The organism is Campylobacter concisus, from assembly GCA_002092835.1.
Lineage (GTDB): Bacteria > Campylobacterota > Campylobacteria > Campylobacterales > Campylobacteraceae > Campylobacter_A > Campylobacter_A concisus_K.
Genome location: LVWL01000001.1, coordinates 32,075 through 49,450 on the forward strand (window position 1 = coordinate 32,075; position 17,376 = coordinate 49,450).

The following is a 17,376-nucleotide window of genomic DNA, read 5'->3' on the forward strand; positions in this document are numbered from 1 at the left end:
CTTATCCTTTTTTTGCAAATTTTGGCTGAGAAAAGACCTCTAGGTTTGGCAATTCACCCTCAAATTTCTCGATTTGCACGAGTGCGGTTGCTTGATTTCCCATAGCAAGGCTTGAGGTTGGCTCGTTTGGTATTAAAACGTTTACGTTTCCGTGCCTGCAAAGTCCGTTTTTATCTGGATCCCACCAGCTGCCCTCTTGCATTCTAACAACGCCTTGTTTTACGTTTTTAGTTACGATAAGTCCTGCTAAAGTTTGACCGCGATCGTTGAAAATTCTTACCACATCGCCGTTTTCAAGACCTCTAACTTTTGCATCGTCTGGATGCATCCATACAGGCTCTCTGCCTTGAACTTCTTCAAGGTTTCTAAGCCATGTGTTGTTTAGTTGGCTGTGAAGGCGATATTTTGGGTGCGGAGTTACTAAATTTAACGGATATTTTTTTGTTTTTTCCACATCTCCTAGCCACTCCATCGGCTCCATCCAAGTTGGGTGCGCCTTGCAGTCATTATAAGCCGCTTTTGCGATCTTTTTAGACAAAATTTCAAACTTGCCAGATGGTGTTCCTAGGCGGTTGATGATAGGATTTTTTCTATACTCAGCCATAGTTACGTATTCGTGAGCGTGAGGCGGAACTTTAAACTCAACATAACCTTTCGCCCAAAACTCATCAAAACTAGGCATACCTAGTTTTGCATCATCGCCCTTTTTCTTTGAGGCATTATAAAACTGCTTGATCCAGTCCATTTCACTCTTGCCCTCGCTAAATGCCATGTACTCTTTATCGCCAAATTCTTTTAAAATGCCGCAGTAAATTTGGTAGTCGTTTTTAGCTTGCTCGTATGGCTCAGCGATCTTATGCATAGCTATAATAAATTTATTTGTATGAGATTTTGTGATGTCATCTCTCTCTTGCTCGGTGGTAGCCGGCAAAACTATGTCAGCCATGCGAGCCGAAGCCGTCCAGAAGCAATCTTGCACGATAAACGTATCAAGCTTTTCAAAAGTTTTTGCCATTAAATTTGTATCTGGTGCGTGATGGAATGGATTGCCGCCAGCCCAGTATGCCATTTTTATAGTCGGATAGGTGATCTTTTTGCAGTTAAAATCAACCTCTTTGCCAGGGTTGTTTATACAATCAAGAATCCTTGAAACCGGTATAGCGATATTGCTGCGGTCTTTCCACTCGCCCTCAGTTGATGGTACGATGCCGATAGCTCCTAGTCCAGGGAAAGCCGTAGATGTCGTAGCCGAGCCGCTTGCAAGCGCAAGTGCGCTACCGTTTGGCGCAGCTGGGCTTGGGCAACCGCCGTCAGAGTAGTGGTAACCAAAGCCATATCCGCCACCAGGCAAGCCGATCTGTCCAATAAACGCAGCAAGAGTTATCATCATCCAGTGAAACTGCTCGCCGTGATGTGCGCGCTGTGGTCCCCAACCACCCATTAGCATAGTTCGTTTTGAACCAAAAATTTTAGCTAATTTTACAATCTCTGCTTCGCTTACGCCACAAATTTTTGCCGCCCAAGCAGCATTTTTTACAACTTTATCCTCGCTCTCGCCTTTTAGATAAGCGATAAATTGCTCTGAGCCGCTTGTATATTTTTTTAGAAATTTCTCATCAGCCACGCCAGCGTTCATCATCTCGTAGCATATCGCCATCATCATGGCAACGTCGGTTGTTGGGTTGACGAAAATGTGCTCTGAATTTAGATAGTTTGCAGTGTTGTTATAAACTGGATCGATTGTAATGACTTTGATGCCACGCTTTTTCATCTGCTCTTTTAACTTACGAAAATAAATGTAGCTCTCGTGATCTGGCACTCCCCATGCGATCTGGTTTGTATTGATCGGGTCAGCTCCCCATATGACGACAACTTCGGTGTTTTTTAAGTATCACAGGCCACGCAGTAACAAGAGAGTTGCCCTCGTCAGAGCCTGCAACGTGTGGCGTGATCGCACTAATAGCATGCTGCGAGTAGTTTAGCGTGCGAGTCGTGTAGCCGCCAATGATATTTAGCATACGCCCAAGAAGCGTTTGCGGATTGTTAACGCTACCAACGCTATACCATCCGTAGCTACCGCCGTAGATTGCGCTACCGCCATATTCTTTATTGACGCGTTTTAACTCGTCGGCTACTAGTTTAAAAGCCTGCTCCCAGCTTATCTCAACCCACTCGTCCTTACCGCGCATTGATTTATCGCTTTGATAGCCTTTTTCTAGGTATCCTTTACGCACGCTTGGACGCGCGATACGAGTTTGATCGTAGGTTCTAGCAACCACGCCTTGAGTTAGACTAACTGGGTAAAAGTCAATCTCGCTGGCATCTAATACACCTTCAAATTTGCCGTTTTTAACCAGCCCTTTGATAGCGCCAAAATGGCTTGCGCTCATCTTTGCAGGCGTGTCGCTCATTAGGTTGTCACTTATGAGACTTGTTGCGTTTAAGCTACTTGCACTAGCGGCTGTAGCTGCTGCAGCTTTTAAAAAATCTCGTCTTTGCATCTTTTCTCCTTTGTGAAATTTTGTAGTTAGTTTAAAATATAAATGTAATTTTAAATAAAAAGCATAATAAAAGTATAATTTTAAAAAACTTGTAAAAAAATGCCCGAAGAGCTCGGACACTATATGTTTTATGCGTTAGGTTTTGAAAACACCTTTACTCTTGGAGCATTGCCTGTAAATTTCTCTATATTTACAAGAGCTGTGTGAGATATATTGCCTTGTGCAAGCTTTGATGTGCCCCTATCAATAGTTAGGACATTTACATCGCCATGAACACACATAGATCCTATCTCACCAGGATTTTGTGGATCATACCACGCACCCTATGCTACGCAAACTACATCTTTTCTGACATCATCTGTTACAACAGCACCACATAAAATTTGCCACGTTTTGATGAAACAACGACTAGATCACCATTTTTATGCCTTTTTGTTTAGCATTTTCTGGATCTATCAGAACTGGCTCACGCTACTTCGCCGAGGGATACAAGCTGGCAACGACTCTAAAACTTTTTGCGTCGATAAACAAAGACGCACTATCTTAAAAAATGGAGAAACCATAGCGCTTACAAAAGCGGAATTTGACATCTTTATCTACCTTTATGAAAAAGAGGGGATAGTCGTATCAAGAGAGGATATTTTGTTAAATTTAGGTCAGGCTAAATTTCAAAGCGGGCTAAAAAGCATCGACGTAGCCATAGGACGCTTGCGCCAAAAGATAGGAGACGACCCTAAAAATCCACACTTCATCCACCCTGTGCGCGGTATAGGGTATAAATTTATCAATGCGTAATATATCTATCATCAAACTCATATCATTTTTCTTTTTTACAGCGCTTATTACGGTAAATTTGGCATTTTTTATTGAGTCAAAAAGGTAGGTAAGAGATGCAGAGTATCATACTTATGAACGCTTTATGCTAGGTATGTGTATACGAGGACAAGTAGAAGGTAACGCAGCTAAGCAGCTATCGCAAATAGGTCTTAAAAACAGTGAGCTTGATCCTATTGAGAGCAGGCGAGGAGGATAAATTTAGGCTGATAAAAGTAGAGGCAAACGACGAAATAGGCCAAATCGCTGGCGAATTTAATACGACTATGCAAAAGATAGACGTCATAAAACAGGCTAGGGCGCTCTTTTTGCGCAATATCTTGCACGAATTTCGCAACCCGATAATGAAAGGGCGGATCATGGCGGATATGATCGCTGAAATTTTACAAGATGATAAGGCGGGAGACAGGTTAAAACAAATTTTTATAAGACTTGAGATGATACTAGGCGAAGTGGTCAAGGTCGAAAAACTAGTGTCTAATGAGTGGGAGCTTAAAAAGAACAAGCACCGAGTCATAGACATCGTCGATCACTCGGTAGATATGCTTTTACTAAAAGACACGAGCCGCATAGATGTGCGAACAGATGGCGATATAAGCGCTGTTGAGGTTGATTTTGAGCTTTATGCGACTGGAGTTAAAAATTTGATCGATAACGCCTTAAAATACTCTAGTGACAAGGTTATCGTCACCATAGATAAAGGTGCTCTGTGCATAAGCAGCGTAGGAGACGAGCTTGAGCCAGAAAGACTTGAGTTTGATAGGGCGTTTAACAGAAGAGTAGAAACTTCAAATTCTGGACTTGGACTTGGGCTTTATATAGCAAATCAAATTTTCAAAAAGCATGACCATACCCTAAAATACAAACACGAAGATGGCAAAAATAATTTTTTGATCTGTTTTGTATAAAAAAGATAGTTATTATGAAGCTTTTGAGCTTTCAGGTTGCCCCAAAAGCTCATATAAATGTTATTTTACTAGCTCGTAGCTGTGTTCTTTTGTGCCGTCGAGTAGATTTAAGACTTTGTAGCCTTTGTCGCTTAGCGTTTGAGCTAGTTTAGCGCTGCGGTTGCCGCTATAGCAGTGTGTGACGATAGTTTTGTCTTTGTTTGCTTCAAGCACGTCTTTGTAGTTATCAACAGGCTCGCCGTCTGGGATGTTAATAGCGCCTTTCATATGTCCAGCATCATAGTCTTTTTTTCTCTAACGTCGATGATTAGGACGTTTGGATCGTTTGCGATCTTTTTAAATTCCTCTGCGTTTATGCTGCCGAATTTAACTAGATCGTAGCTAAATTCTTTCACGCCTTCAGCGTTGCTAAGCTTTTTAAAGCCTTTTGATTTTAGTATGTCTAGCGCCTTGCCGCTGCGGTTGCCGCTATTGCAGTAAAGCACGACGTTTTTGTCTTTGTAGGCGCTTATCTCATCTAGTCTAGCCTCGATCTCTTCAAGAGGGATGTTTATAGCGTGTTTTAGGTGGCCAGCGTTATACTCGTCTACCTTTCTAACGTCGATAACAAGGTAGTCCTCTTTTTTCTTGTTATCAGCTTGTATCGCAGCTAGGTCAGCGCCCTTAAATTTAGCGTCCGCTGGCGCTTTTGTATCGCTGCAAGCTGTGAGAAAACCAAGTGCAAAAAGCACGACTATACCTTTAGCTATTTTACTTTTGACGAACATTTCGTCTCCTTTTGTTTTGATAAAATTTCACTATTTATTTTGCCTAAATTTTGCAAAGGTCTATCGGCGACCGCCGACTTTTAGGCAGGATTGTATATGAAAATTTATTAATTTCATATTAGTAAATTTGCCAAAATCCGCCAAGCATCGCCTCTTTTATCTCGCCCTCGCTACCATTTGCTATGCGGTCTCTATACGAGATCACAGCTGGGCTTTGAGCCTGCCAAATTTGATCAAACCAGCCTAAAAACTTCACCGCATCGTATCGCACAGGAAGTGCCTCGATATAAATTTCGCCGTGTTTAGCGCGGTATATCGCCTCTTTGCTAGGCTTAAGCGCGATGCGAGTTATGAGCCCATAAAGCTTGCCGGCGAAATTTGGCATGCCAGCCGCGCCGTTATTTATCACTACGCCATTTTCTAGCGCTATGGCGGCAGGGGCGCATGTGTGCGTGCAGGCTAGCACGTCAAATTTACGCTCTTTAAACCACAAATTTAGCTCATCTTGTCTATCTTTTTGAGCCAAATTTTCACTAGAGCAGCCCCAGCCAGCTAGAAATTTCTCATCTCCGTGCGTGATAGCGATATTTGCGCCGCCGACGCTTACTAGCTCGCATTTGGCACGCTTTTTAAAAATTTCTATAAACTGCTCGCACCCCTCTTTTATAAGGCGGCTTAGGCGTGCATGGATCAAATTTGAGCGATTTATGGTGCCAGCGTCGGTGCATGAGGGATAGAAGCAGCCGCATCCGTTTTGTCCGCTTGCTAGTTCGAACTCTACATTGCCATTTATCGCCGTTAGAGCGCGTTTTTCTATCTCACGCTCTATCTGGCAAAAACTCTTTGTCTCCGCGTCAAACCAGTGGATGTCGCCGTTAAAAACGACATCCGCACCCTCGGCGTCCGCCATAGCTAAAATTTCATTGAGCGCAAAGACGTTGCCGTAAAGTCCGCCTACGACATATAGGCAGCGGCTTTGAAATTTTGGCCCCGGAGGGAAATTGAGCGCGTAGCTAAGCGGGCAAGAGCTCATCCTTTATCTTTGCAGCCGCAAAGTAGCCCAGGCAGCGCATAGGCAAGCGTGCAAGCGATGAGTCCATATAAATTTATGCCCAAGAGCATTGCGTATTTGCCGCTGCCGATCGCTAAAAACTCAGGGAAAATTTTCGCGTCAAATGCAAATGCGACACCCAAAAATATCCCCAGCCAAAAGCTAAGATGAAAGCCGAGCTTTGTTGGGCTCACAAATCCATGCAACAAAAATACCGGCGCTAGGCCGATCACCATCGTGCCACTAATCGTCGTAGCCTTTAAGATATCGGTGCCCACGATCATTGGTAAATTTCCAAAAATGGCAAAAAGTATCATCGAGATGATGCCGATTTTTATGGAAATTTTAGCGACGTCTTTGTTTAGCATCGCTGGGATATCGTAGCCAACTAGCTTTGAAAGGCTTGCAAAGGTCGAGTCCAGCGTCGATCCAGCAGCCGCTATCATGACGGCTGTCATCAGGATAGTTGAGCCAATCCCCATGGTTTTAGCTAGCTCGGCTGGGATGTTGCCCTTTGCGGCTATGCCCTCAAGCGAGCCGTAAATGCCGATAAAGCTAAAAATGACGATGGCTACAAAGCCTAAAATGCCAGAGATCACAAAGCTTTTTAGCATCGTTTTTTCTTCGCAGATGAAGCCTCGATCGGTTAAAACAGGGTCGTGAAAAGGGTAGCTAACTAGCTGCAAAACAGCGACTAAAAGCAGATCCACGCCGCCGCCTAAGCTCCAGCTGCCAGTGCTAACTAGCTCGCCCACGCCGTGCTTTGGCAAGATAGTCACGATAACCCAAAGCGTGGCGATGATGAAAACTAAAGCCTGAATGACGTCTGTCACGATAGAGCCCCTAAGTCCGCCGCGAACCGAATAAACTAGCGTAAAAAGCGTAAAAAGCGAGGCTGCGATGATAAAAGGCATGCTGCCGCTATCTCCGTAGTAGCCGCCCACGACTGCGGTGTTGCTCCAACTTCGTTAAAAAGCCTAACCAAGATCGCCACGCAAAATGCGATGCTAGCCGCCGCGCCGTAGTTGCTAGTTAAAAACTGCACGAGTCCGGTCGCTTTAAATTTGCGCCTTAAGCGGTAGATGACGATGCCGGCTATTGGTATACAAAGCCAGTATGTTGCGTACGCTACGCCTCCGACGATACCGTAGCTAGCGCCTAAATTTGCGGCGTTTGTGACTGATTTTGCAAATATCCAGCTGATAAAAATGCTAGTTGTTAGCAAAAATGGCGACACCTTTACGCCGCCTTCGCCTTCGCCTTTAAAAAACGATCCGATACTGCGCGCCTTTGGTGAAAAAGCGTACATTATCACGCCGTAAACGATCAAAAAGCCCCAAAAAAAGAGCGACTGATACTCTTGCATTAACTCTCCTTAAACTCTAAAATTTGATCCAAAGCCCTCATGCTATCGCTTATAGCGCAGGGGCAAATTTTCGCAAAGAGCCCTTTTTGCATTATCGCTTCAAGTTCATCCGGCTTGCTTAGATCATGCCCCAAGACCTCTTTGCAGATGCTAGATTTTTGCGTTTTAAAATATATCTCTTTAAAGCGCGCCAAATTTGCATTGTATTTTTCTTTATCATCGCCGTAAGCAAGCCCTAAAACTAGCACCGCCGCTAGATATGCGCCGCATACCGAGCCCTCCTGCATGCCACCTAAGAGCCCAAAACTAAGCTTCATAAGCTGCGCTTCGTCTGCTCCTAGATACCGCCCGTAGCGCGCTAAAATCATCTGCGCGCAGTTTTGCTCGGCAAATTTTTGCGCTATCTCTTCATTACTCATCATTTTTTATCCTTTAAATTTAGGCTAGTGTGCCGCAGCAGCTCGACCCAGCACCTGCTGTACAGGCGTAGCAGTAGTCTCGAAAGACAATCTGCCTACCAAGCTCGCCGCTTTTAGCTAGCTCAAATATATCCTTTGCGCCGTGCGCCTTAAGCCCCTGCATCTGGTTAAAATCGCAATCATAAAGGGCTCCGTCATATCCAACTGAAATTTGCGCTCTACACATTATATTTTGTGCAGCATTTGGGTTAAAATTTGCTTCTAAAAGCTGCATATAGGGCTCAAATTTACCGCTTTTTTCAAGCGATCTTCTAAATCTGCCAATCGGCACGTTCGTGATTGTAAAAAGATGATTAAATTCCACACCAAAAGCGCTTTTTAGCTCTCTTTTGTAGTCCGCTTCAAGCCCAGCTTGATCGCCTGGCAAAAATGCACCGCCCGGGTTATAGACTAAATTTAGCACCAAATTTCCGCCCTTTCCGTATCCTAGTGCATTTAGCCTCTTTAGCGCCTCTATGGAGCCATCAAATACGCCTCGCCCGCGCATCTTATCGACGTTTTCTTCGGTGTAGCAAGGCAGACTAGCGACTAGCTCCACGCCGTGATCTGCGTAAAATTTAGGTAGATCCTCGTAGCCATTTTCAAGTAGTATGGTCAAATTTGTTCGCACGATGATGTGAGGCGTGATCTTAGCGGCCTCATCGATAAACCAGCGAAAGTGCGCGTTCATCTCAGGTGCGCCGCCAGTGACGTCAAGAGTGCTAAATTTATGTGCGCTAATAGCCTCCAAAACAGCCTGCAAAGTCTCCTTGCTCATCGTCTCCGTGCGCTTTGGCCCAGCCTCGACGTGGCAGTGCGAACAGGCGAGGTTGCATATCTTGCCTAGATTTACTTGGATAGTTGAAATTTTATCAGTATGCTTGATCTGCGGTGCTATACGCTCTGTGAAGTTCATTTTCTACTCCTTTTATAAAATTTTAAACTAAGTACGTTTTTTAGATAAGCGGTGTTTGGCGCTTCGTTTACGCCGCTCATCACCGTGGCGAAGTGTTTTATGTTTTGCACGCCGTTTTTGGCGAAATTTCCGCAGCAAGTGGCGCAGTAGGTGTAGAGATTTGGTAAATTTTTATCCTTGATGGCCTGCGGATATCCTGCGGCGATTTGCGGCTCGCTGCTTCTAGCAAGCCCGCCCAACCCACAGCAGTTTACATCCTTAAAGCTATTTTTGAAATTTGGCACGTACTTTTTAAAGGTCTCAAAAATAGGCTTGTGGATGCGCTCAGGGCAGGGATAAAAGATGTGTGCCTCCTCTGTGATCTCGCGGTTTAGGCCAAGCTCTTCAAATTTCTCGTATATGGTTTTTATCTTGACATCCACCTTATCTTTTAAAAAATGGTAGCAGTTTGGACAGGCCAAAATGAGCGTCTCTACGCCCTTTGCGGTAAAAAGCTCGTTTAGATGTGCCTTTGTCTTGTCAAAATTTGTATTTGCTTCAAAAAGGGGCTTGCCGCAGCAGTCTATACTAAAATCAACCCCTAAAGGCTCCAAAATTTCGATGATCTTTCGTGTAGTTTTAGGCAAAAAGCCTGGGAAATTGCAGCCAAAAAACATTAGCTCGCGGCTCTTTTTGGGCGAGTTGTTGGCGTAAAGATAGGGCGATTTTAAGAAATTTAGATAGCGAAACGGCTTTTTTATCTGCTCTCTGTGCTTTAGCGCGATCTCGTTGCCGCTGATGTCTTTTGGGCAGACCTTGTAGCACTCGTCGCACAAAAAGCAGCTAAATGCGAGATCTTTTCGCTTTGAAAAATCAAGCAAATTTATATCGTATTTGGTCAAAAACTCGCAGTGTTTCGTACACGCTCCGCACTCTATGCAAAGCTCTGGCGGGTTTTTAATAACTTTTTGCGATCTCATCAGCGCTAGCTCCATTTCTAAATTTATACTGCAAAATTTGCATTTTTATGAGTGTTTTTATGACACCCTCGCACCTAAATTTACGCGCATTTGTCACTATATTTTGTCCTAGCTGAGAAAATTTCACACCAGATCTTTTTAGCTTCATGCTTAGTTTATAATCCTCCATAATAGCTAAATTTTCAAAGCCGCCAACTGCGTCAAAAAGGCTTTTTCGTATAAAAATCCCCTGATCGCCGAACGCGATATTTCTAAGCTTTACGCGTAAATTTGAGCAAAGCGCGATCAAATTTAAAAGCACTCCGCTCTCATCAAATTTAAGCCTAAAGCAGCCAGCCTTGCAGCGATCAAGCGCCCTCTCAGCGGCCAGAATCGCCCTCTCATCGCAAAACGCGCTATCAGCGTGCAAAAAGAGAAGCTTCTCAAATTTAGCTACGCTCGCCCCAGCGTCTAGCTGCGTGCCTCTGCCTTTTTTGCAAGGTAAAATTTTAAATCTCTCAGGCGTGAAAATTTTGTTCAAATTTAGTGCTAAATCAAAATTTTTGCTCTCATAGAAATTTGGCTCGCTAGCATCAGCAAATATCACTTCAAATTCACCTTTTTGAGCTGCCAAAAGAGCACAAAAACGCTCCAAATTTTCGCACGGCTCGTTATAGATCGGCGTTATTACCGAGATCGCCACGTTTTGCTCTTATCTTTTTTGCGCCCCAGCTAGAAAGTACCACAAGCGCCGCCATCAAAACGCAGGCTATGATAAAGCCGTTTGAGCGCATATCAAGGGCTTTTTCACCCAAATTTACCATTATAAAAGTTGCCGGCACGATGCCTACAAAGGTCGCCACCACGTAGTCGCGCAGGCTCACGTTCATCACGCCACATGCGTAGTTTAGGGCATTATACGGCACTAGCGGCATTAGGCGAAGGATCAAAATCAGGCTAAATTTACCGCCAGGCTCGCCAAGTGTTTTTAAAATTTTGCTCTTTGAGTTTTGCGTGAAGTCGCTAACGGCGCGAAATCCCAAAAATCTTGCGATATAAAACATCAAAACGGAATTTATCATCGCGCCTATTATGGTGTATAAACTGCCGGCAAATAGCCCAAATACCGCACCTGCAACGACAGCCAAAACCGGCACTGGAAACAAAAATATCGGCAAGATAGCAAAGCATAGGACATAGATCATTGGAGCAAATAGTACATGCTCGCCGATGAGCTCACGAAGCTCGCTAACGCCGATCTTTTGCATCAAAAATACAGCCACGAGCATGATCGCAGCGATGATAGCAAATTTAAGCAGCCTTGTTTGCTTCAAGCTGCGCCTTTTTAGCCTTTTTATCATCTAAAATTTTCTTTGCGACGTAGGCTACGATCGAGAAGGCAAATAGTATAGTAAGACCCACAAATAAAATTTTACCACCGCCCATCAAACTGCCGCCAAAATACGAATATACAATCGTCGCAGGAAGCTGGCCGATACCAGTCGCCCAGAAAAATCCCCAAAATCTCATCGATGTAAGCCCTGCTGCGTAGCTTACTAGATCAAAGCTCACAAACGGCAGCAAACGGCAGACGATGATCGTGTGCTTGCCAAATCTCGTGAAAAACTCGTCCGTAGCTGCAAGCGCCTTTTTGCCAGTTAGCTTTTCAACGACGTCGCGACCTAAAATGCGTGCTATGTAAAAGCAAAGCGCAGCGCCCACCATAGCCGAGCTCCACGATAGCACAGCGCCCCAGACCCAGCCAAATATCATCGCATTTGAAAGCGTGATGAGAAAAGCAGGTACTGGCGCCATGATACTTTGAAGCACCATCAAAAAAAAGCTCACGCAAGCTGCCGTAGTCTTGTCAAAGCTTTGCAAATATGCATAGACTTCATTTAGGTCAAATTTGCTAAGCATCACGACTGAGTCGGTGATCTGCTTGTTTACCGCAGGGATAAAAAAGTATGCCAACGCGACTATCGCGACGGCGACTAGGAGAAAAATTTGGGATTTTTTCATCTAAATTCCTTAAAATATTGTTGTAAATTCGACAAAAACTTGTCGCTAAGATAGGCTTTTATCTTGTTAAAAGTGTATTCGTTTTTAATGGCTCTAGCACCGTTATACTCGATAAATGCCATCGCGCACCAGCTTGTTCCTCGCAAGCAAGTCATCGTAAAATACTCTTTAAATTTTCGCCTATCTATCATTTTTTTCGAGTAGTTTTCATATAAATTTATAAATTTTTCTATCTCATCAGCACTAAATATCACGTCCGTCTTCCAAAACGTGGTCGTTGGCACACTAAAATGTGCCAGATCTTGCTCACGCTCGCCAATTATCGGCTTTTCCCAGTCGATGATGTATGAGCTCTCTTTACCGATGATGAAATTTGAAGAGTTTAGCTCGGTATTTATGATACAAGGCTCCTCTATCTCGCGCTCAAGGTCAAATTTCTTTGCTATTTTTAAGAAAAATTCGATCATCTCAGCGGTTTTTGGCTGGGCTAAATTTGAGTCAAGATAGATGTTAGCCATCTTTTCGCACTCTTCAAACATCGCTTTTAATGGCTTTTGCGCAGTGATTAGGCTGTGATTTGACGGGATCTTGACTGTGTGCACGCTAGCTAGCAAACTAGCTGCCGTCTCAAGATCGCTCTCGTATCTTAGCGCGCGCCCTTTTAAAAACTCCATACTCATCGCCCCTCGCGGTAAAAGCGGGCTTGGCTCGTAGTACTCTAACGGCGCTGGCGTGACCTTTGAGCTTTGTAAAATTTTAAGCGCATCAAATTCATATTTTATTTGATTTTCAAGCGCCATTTGCGACTTTGTATTTATGCGAAATACCTTTTGTCCGCCTTTGCGAAATTTGTAGTTTATGTTGTATTCGCCGCTAGCAAGGGGTTTTATAGCGCTTGGTCGCACGCCCAAGACGTAAGCGAAAATGTCCTCTTTCGTATCGATGTCGCGAAGCGGTTTAAATTTGACGTAGCTTAAATTTAGCTCTTCAAATTTAGCGCAAACTCCATCGCATACGCTCTGCCTTAAAGAATAATCGCTTGAGAAAATCTCATCTCTTAGGCTGGCGCTTCTTAGAGCGATCGCGCAGTATCCGCCGTCAAGCGTAGGGGCGATAGCGGCGTCGTTTTTGCTAAGTGCTTTAAAATAGCTATTAAAGCCTTGGGTAGTGAAATTTACAATGTCGCTGCCGATTAGTAAAATTTGCTCATATCCAAGCGTCTTTACATGTTTAAAGGCATTAAGCATTCGCTCGCTTAGTGAGCCTCCTCTTTGAGGGATAAACTCATACTTTTCGCCCAAAATTTGCTCTAAAATTTTAGCCTTATCGCTTGGCGTAAAAAAGATGAAAATTTTGACGTTTTTTAGCTTTTGAAGCTTGGAGTTTATATCTTTTAGTAAAAATTTATGCAAATTTGCCGCTTGTTGTGGCGTCAAAAAGTCAAGCAGCCTGGTTTTAGTCTTGCCAGCGATCGGAGCTCTGGTAAAAAGTATCAGCGCTTTTTTCAAATTTTACCCTTTGTGGCGGTAAATTTAAATAGAAAAAAGATATTTAGAAAGGTTAAAATTCCCAAAAATAGGTATTTCACTTGAGCTAGAGTTAAAATTTCTAAATAGCTCTCTTTGATGAGATAAAAGAGTAGCTCTTGCTTGCCAAGCCAAAGTGTGACTAAAAATAGCAAACTTTGGCTAAAAATTAGCGCAAAAACAGCCGTGCGCTTTTGAAAGAGCCCATAAAGTAGCCCCGCTACGAAAAATCCAGCCACGATATAGCGGTTGTGCACGCGCATCTCGAGCCAAACTGATAGCGAGACTAAAAGCGCCGCGCTAAGCCCTAAAAGCAAAGCGCAAAACGCGTAATACAAGGCTCTAAAAGCTTGCATCAGTTTGCAACCCTAAAGCTTATAGCTACAAATGTGCCATCAGGCGGTAAAACGTCTTTGTTGCCGTGAAATACGACTTCGTTGCGTTTTTCAACTGCGCCGTGAGTGTAGGTGTGGTTTGAGATGATGCCGACTGAGCAGCTATCTAGGCAAGCGATGCAGCCTGTGTTAAAGCTCTTTGCGGTCGCTTCGTTGCCGCCAAAACGCATGTCGATTTGTTTGCCGTTACTATCTGTGATGACTTCGTTGATGTCGTAGCTTTTTGGTGCGCCGTTCCATGTTACTTCGATCTTGATCTTGTCGCCTTCGACGTGTGTTTCAGGGCCATTTTTTAGAGTCATATTGTTGCCTGGTTTGGCGCCTATTTTTTTCATAGCTTGGTAGAAATCGTTTTGATTTGCAAGTGCGATAAACACAGGCTTATCGCCAAATCTTCCATCTTTGAAAACTACTGCGTGGCGAGTGTTTTCAGTAAAATACTTGCCATTTACCTTGGCTAAAACAGTGATAGTTTTGGCGCTTTCATCTACTACCATCGGATTTTGAGCGCTTACTACGCCAACTTGATCGTCGCTAGCTTGAACGCTTGCGGTAAAAAACAGACTAAAAATAGCCATAAAAATAGCTTTTTTAAACATATTAGTGCCTTTCTGTGAAGAAAATTTGAAATTTGATTTACGAAAACTTTAGAGAATTTGTAAATGTTGCAGGCGAACCTCGCCTAAAAAATATTTTTGAATTATATTTTGTTTAAAATAAAAAATTGTTTAAATGACATTTTGTTCATAATGTGCAAAAATTGGTATTTTTCATTGTTTTAGAAGTGTAAATGAGATATAATTTTGGGATTTTTAAGAGGCTGTCCCACTTTGGTAACTAAGTGTTCCACTCTTAAAGGAAATTTTAAAGAAAGGGAAAGAACAAAAGCATCACTGCTAGTGCCTAAAATAGGGTGTTTTGGTGTCACGTGGGAGACTTGAACTCCCGACCTCCGGCTTATGAGGATTTTTTATATGAGCTCCTGAAAGCCTGAAATACGCACTTTAGACGATTTTTACTTAGTAGTTACATAAAACTGTTCCATTTTTGACCGGTTGGCTATTAAATATGGGACAACACTTAAGGGAGCGAAACGGTATATATTACTACCGAGCCACACTTGCTCCAAGCATTAGAAAATTTTTTAACGAAAAGCGAGAAATTTGCTTCTCCACATCCACTAATCTCTTGGAAAAAGCCAGAAAAAGGGCTAAAATTCTAGACAACAATCTTTACTTGATAAAAAGGGCGGTTCACATGAATCTTGGTGATAGCATAATCCAATCTTTTGTAAATTCGTTTATGAAAGTAAAGCTTAGTAAGAGCATCAAAGAGCACTCTCTTCTTAATAAGAAGATGGATGTAGAATTTCTAAATGCGCTCAATGACTACTTTAAACAAAGTTTGATAGATGGCGGTCTGCCTCAAATTTTAATTAAGGATATAAGTAATATCACTAACACTGCTGGCGCTCTTGGTAGCAAGAATAAAGAGAACATAGGGCAAACTCTTTTAGAGAAAAACATACTAACACTTAACTATCTTGTATCAAAGCTTGAGAAGAGCAGTGTGCTCTTTGATGACAAGCGTGAGCACTGTTTCCTTGAAGATGATTCTAGTGATAACTTAGCCAAACATGCCAAACCTAGTTCGTTTGACGCTAAGGACATAGCTTCATTCCAAGAAAATATAAAAGAGCTTGAAGATAGCGGTTGTTTGCCTATTACGGATGGACAGCTTAAGGCTATGGCTCAGAGGATTAGCGAAACGGTTTATGCCATACTAGATCAAAAGTATGGCTCAACTTCAAATTTAAAGCTAGTAAGAACAAAGAATAGCCATAGAAGCATGGAAGATATCATATTGGATCCAAATCCACCAAAAAATATCAAGATAAAATTAGATGACGATAGTAGCTTTAGTATTTTTAATCCTAGCGCCCAAGTAACACAAGAGTATGAGATCAGGCAAGCATTGCAAGTGGCATCTGGCTCTAGCAATCAATTCTCAGCTTTAAATTTAGAAGATCAAAAGAGCTTAAAGGATGCATTCGAGATATTTGAGACAAACACTAAAAGAGCTGACAAGTGGTCGCCAGATACGCAAAGACTAGTTACTGGCGTAAAAAAGCTCTTATTTTTATACTTTAACGAAGATACGCCAGTTTATAGGATCACAAGAGATAACTTGCTTGAATTTAGAGATCTTCTTTATAAAATTCCAACTAAGCTAGCTCAAAAGAGCAGGTATAAAGATAAAAGTTTATCTCAGATACTTAAGCTAGGAGAAAATGACGATAAACTCTCTGAGCCTACTATCCAAAAATATATGATAAGGGTTATTCAGTTTTTTAACTACTGCTTTGATAGCGGCTATATAAGTAAAAGCATAACTGCAAAAATGAATGTCAAGATAGACATAGACCCTAGCGAAAGGGCAGTGCTTCCATACGAAGCATCAGAAGCTAGAAAGATCTTTGAGATAGTAACTAGTATCAAACAAAGTGGTAAATCACCAAGTTCAAGGATAGAGGCTAGTGAGCTCTACTACGTCACAATGATAGCTGCTTATAGTGGCATGAGGATAAAAGAGATCACACAGCTTCATAAGGAAGATATAGCTTTAAAAGATGGGATTTACTGCTTTAACATAAACACAAATGATGGTAAAACCACCAAGACCAAAAACAGCATTAGGTTTGTGCCTATTCATAGTAAGCTCATAGATCTAGGTCTGCTAGAATATGTTAATAGCAAGAAAAGCGGAAATATATTTAAGGTAAGCAATAAGGACTTCTCTGAAATTTTTAGAAGCCAGATCCAAAGAAAGTTTATAGACAAAGACTCTAAAAAGACCTTCTACTCTTTTAGGCACTACTTTATAGACTATCTAGTGCAACGCGAGGTAGAAGCTAACCTTATAGCCCAGATAGTAGGACATGAAAAGCAGTATAAAATTTTACTAAACACTTATGCCAAGCCTATTAATGCAAACACACTAAAGGCTAAAGTAGAGATGGTATCGTATGATAATGAGTAGGGATAAATTTCAAAGCATAAACTTTTAAGACTATCTTTATATCTTATTTAGTATTATTTTAGGTATTAAATAAAGGATAAAAATGCAAACTATACAAGCAAATTTTACAGCTAGCATAAGTGAGCTAAAAAAGTCTCCAGCTCAAATTTTAAAACAAGCTGGAGATAATGTCGTAGCTATACTAAACCACAATGTCCCTAGTGCCTATCTAGTACCCAGCTCTGTCTATGAAAAAATGGCAGAGATAATAGAAGAGTATCATCTAAGTAAAGCAGTAGATGCTGCTCTAGCAAGTGGTGAAAAACCAGTAAAAGTAAGCTTAGATGAGCTATGAGTTAGAGTTCTTACCAGGCGCTTTAAAAGAGTGGCAAAAGCTAGACAATAGCATAAAAGTGCAGTTTAAAAAGAAGCTAAGTGAGCGTCTAGAAAACCCAAAGGTTGCCAAGGACAAGCTACGAGGCTACGAATATGTCTATAAGATCAAGTTAAGAGATGTCGGCTACCGCTTGGCATATCAGGTAAAAGATAGTGAGATAGTAGTGTTAGTGCTAGTTGTCGGCAAAAGAGAGAACAACGAAGTATACGAGATGCTAAAGGATAAATTTAACTAAGCATAAAGCTAGACTTTAGTTATCTGTGATTTGCTAGTAACTAA

At 42.3% G+C, this 17,376-nt stretch carries 15 protein-coding genes and 4 pseudogenes; 5 read left to right on the top strand and 14 right to left on the bottom strand.

Features of this window, described 5'->3' with window-relative positions; translation table 11 throughout:
* Window position 1: 1 nt before the first annotated feature.
* A pseudogene (locus A3835_00155) lies at window positions 2–2,501 on the bottom strand (trimethylamine N-oxide reductase I catalytic subunit).
* Between the two features lie 471 nt (window positions 2,502–2,972).
* On the opposite strand from A3835_00155, the pseudogene A3835_00160 reads away from it, so the two are divergent.
* Window positions 2,973–3,296, top strand: a pseudogene (locus A3835_00160) (DNA-binding response regulator).
* Window positions 3,289–4,243: pseudogene (locus tag A3835_00165) on the top strand (two-component sensor histidine kinase). Before A3835_00160 ends, A3835_00165 begins: the two co-directional pseudogenes overlap by 8 nt.
* A gap of 60 nt (window positions 4,244–4,303) precedes the next feature.
* Here A3835_00165 and A3835_00170 read toward each other — a convergent pair.
* The 13 genes and pseudogenes from A3835_00170 to A3835_00230 all read right to left on the bottom strand — a co-directional run bounded on the left by A3835_00170 (window position 4,304) and on the right by A3835_00230 (window position 14,281).
* Window positions 4,304–4,510: a hypothetical protein gene (locus A3835_00170; protein ORI10777.1), complete on the bottom strand. Its 207-nt coding sequence runs from the start codon at window positions 4,508–4,510 to the stop codon at window positions 4,304–4,306.
* Entirely contained in the window at window positions 4,507–5,010 is a 504-nt protein-coding gene (locus A3835_00175) for a hypothetical protein (protein ORI10778.1), read from the bottom strand. Before A3835_00175 ends, A3835_00170 begins: the two co-directional genes overlap by 4 nt.
* Window positions 5,011–5,128: 118 nt before the next feature.
* Complete coding sequence (locus tag A3835_00180; GenBank protein ID ORI10779.1) at window positions 5,129–6,043, bottom strand: hypothetical protein; 915 nt, start codon at window positions 6,041–6,043, stop codon at window positions 5,129–5,131.
* A pseudogene (locus A3835_00185) lies at window positions 6,040–7,427 on the bottom strand (sodium:solute symporter). Before A3835_00185 ends, A3835_00180 begins: the two are co-directional and overlap by 4 nt.
* On the bottom strand, window positions 7,427–7,849 hold the full coding sequence (locus A3835_00190; GenBank protein ORI10780.1) for a hypothetical protein: 423 nt from the start codon (window positions 7,847–7,849) through the stop codon (window positions 7,427–7,429). The pseudogene A3835_00185 and the gene A3835_00190 overlap by 1 nt, the downstream one beginning before the upstream one ends.
* Window positions 7,850–7,865: 16 nt before the next feature.
* Entirely contained in the window at window positions 7,866–8,801 is a 936-nt protein-coding gene (locus tag A3835_00195; GenBank protein ORI10781.1) for a radical SAM protein, read from the bottom strand.
* Window positions 8,798–9,760 carry a hypothetical protein gene (locus A3835_00200; protein ID ORI10782.1) on the bottom strand — a complete coding sequence of 321 codons (963 nt, stop codon included), beginning with the start codon at window positions 9,758–9,760 and terminating at the stop codon, window positions 8,798–8,800. Before A3835_00200 ends, A3835_00195 begins: the two co-directional genes overlap by 4 nt.
* Window positions 9,738–10,442: a hypothetical protein gene (locus tag A3835_00205; GenBank protein ID ORI10783.1), complete on the bottom strand. Its 705-nt coding sequence runs from the start codon at window positions 10,440–10,442 to the stop codon at window positions 9,738–9,740. The genes A3835_00200 and A3835_00205 overlap by 23 nt, the downstream gene beginning before the upstream one ends.
* Window positions 10,411–11,073, bottom strand: coding sequence for a hypothetical protein (locus A3835_00210; protein ORI10784.1), 663 nt, complete (start codon window positions 11,071–11,073; stop codon window positions 10,411–10,413). The genes A3835_00205 and A3835_00210 overlap by 32 nt, the downstream gene beginning before the upstream one ends.
* Window positions 11,051–11,761, bottom strand: coding sequence for a hypothetical protein (locus A3835_00215; GenBank protein ORI10785.1), 711 nt, complete (start codon window positions 11,759–11,761; stop codon window positions 11,051–11,053). The genes A3835_00210 and A3835_00215 overlap by 23 nt, the downstream gene beginning before the upstream one ends.
* Window positions 11,758–13,269, bottom strand: a complete 1,512-nt coding sequence (locus A3835_00220; GenBank protein ID ORI10786.1) for a hypothetical protein — start codon at window positions 13,267–13,269, stop codon at window positions 11,758–11,760. The genes A3835_00215 and A3835_00220 overlap by 4 nt, the downstream gene beginning before the upstream one ends.
* On the bottom strand, window positions 13,266–13,643 hold the full coding sequence (locus tag A3835_00225) for a hypothetical protein (protein ORI10787.1): 378 nt from the start codon (window positions 13,641–13,643) through the stop codon (window positions 13,266–13,268). The genes A3835_00220 and A3835_00225 overlap by 4 nt, the downstream gene beginning before the upstream one ends.
* Window positions 13,643–14,281, bottom strand: a complete 639-nt coding sequence (locus A3835_00230) for a hypothetical protein (protein ID ORI10788.1) — start codon at window positions 14,279–14,281, stop codon at window positions 13,643–13,645. Before A3835_00230 ends, A3835_00225 begins: the two co-directional genes overlap by 1 nt.
* Window positions 14,282–14,939: 658 nt before the next feature.
* Here A3835_00230 and A3835_00235 point away from each other — a divergent pair.
* From A3835_00235 to A3835_00245, 3 genes are all read left to right on the top strand, one after another.
* Complete coding sequence (locus tag A3835_00235) at window positions 14,940–16,721, top strand: site-specific recombinase (GenBank protein ORI10789.1); 1,782 nt, start codon at window positions 14,940–14,942, stop codon at window positions 16,719–16,721.
* A gap of 82 nt (window positions 16,722–16,803) precedes the next feature.
* Window positions 16,804–17,055 carry an antitoxin gene (locus A3835_00240; protein ORI10790.1) on the top strand — a complete coding sequence of 84 codons (252 nt, stop codon included), beginning with the start codon at window positions 16,804–16,806 and terminating at the stop codon, window positions 17,053–17,055.
* On the top strand, window positions 17,045–17,332 hold the full coding sequence (locus tag A3835_00245; GenBank protein ID ORI10791.1) for an addiction module toxin RelE: 288 nt from the start codon (window positions 17,045–17,047) through the stop codon (window positions 17,330–17,332). The genes A3835_00240 and A3835_00245 overlap by 11 nt, the downstream gene beginning before the upstream one ends.
* Window positions 17,333–17,376: the final 44 nt, after the last annotated feature.

Coding starts and splice junctions, on each gene's coding strand:
- A3835_00170 (ORI10777.1), bottom strand. CDS start 4,510: ATGAAAGGCGCTATTAACATCCCAGACGGCGAGCCTGTTGATAACTAC.
- A3835_00175 (ORI10778.1), bottom strand. CDS start 5,010: ATGTTCGTCAAAAGTAAAATAGCTAAAGGTATAGTCGTGCTTTTTGCA.
- A3835_00180 (ORI10779.1), bottom strand. CDS start 6,043: ATGAGCTCTTGCCCGCTTAGCTACGCGCTCAATTTCCCTCCGGGGCCA.
- A3835_00190 (ORI10780.1), bottom strand. CDS start 7,849: ATGATGAGTAATGAAGAGATAGCGCAAAAATTTGCCGAGCAAAACTGC.
- A3835_00195 (ORI10781.1), bottom strand. CDS start 8,801: ATGAACTTCACAGAGCGTATAGCACCGCAGATCAAGCATACTGATAAA.
- A3835_00200 (ORI10782.1), bottom strand. CDS start 9,760: ATGAGATCGCAAAAAGTTATTAAAAACCCGCCAGAGCTTTGCATAGAG.
- A3835_00215 (ORI10785.1), bottom strand. CDS start 11,761: ATGAAAAAATCCCAAATTTTTCTCCTAGTCGCCGTCGCGATAGTCGCG.
- A3835_00225 (ORI10787.1), bottom strand. CDS start 13,643: ATGCAAGCTTTTAGAGCCTTGTATTACGCGTTTTGCGCTTTGCTTTTA.
- A3835_00230 (ORI10788.1), bottom strand. CDS start 14,281: ATGTTTAAAAAAGCTATTTTTATGGCTATTTTTAGTCTGTTTTTTACC.
- A3835_00235 (ORI10789.1), top strand. CDS start 14,940: ATGAATCTTGGTGATAGCATAATCCAATCTTTTGTAAATTCGTTTATG.
- A3835_00240 (ORI10790.1), top strand. CDS start 16,804: ATGCAAACTATACAAGCAAATTTTACAGCTAGCATAAGTGAGCTAAAA.
- A3835_00245 (ORI10791.1), top strand. CDS start 17,045: ATGAGCTATGAGTTAGAGTTCTTACCAGGCGCTTTAAAAGAGTGGCAA.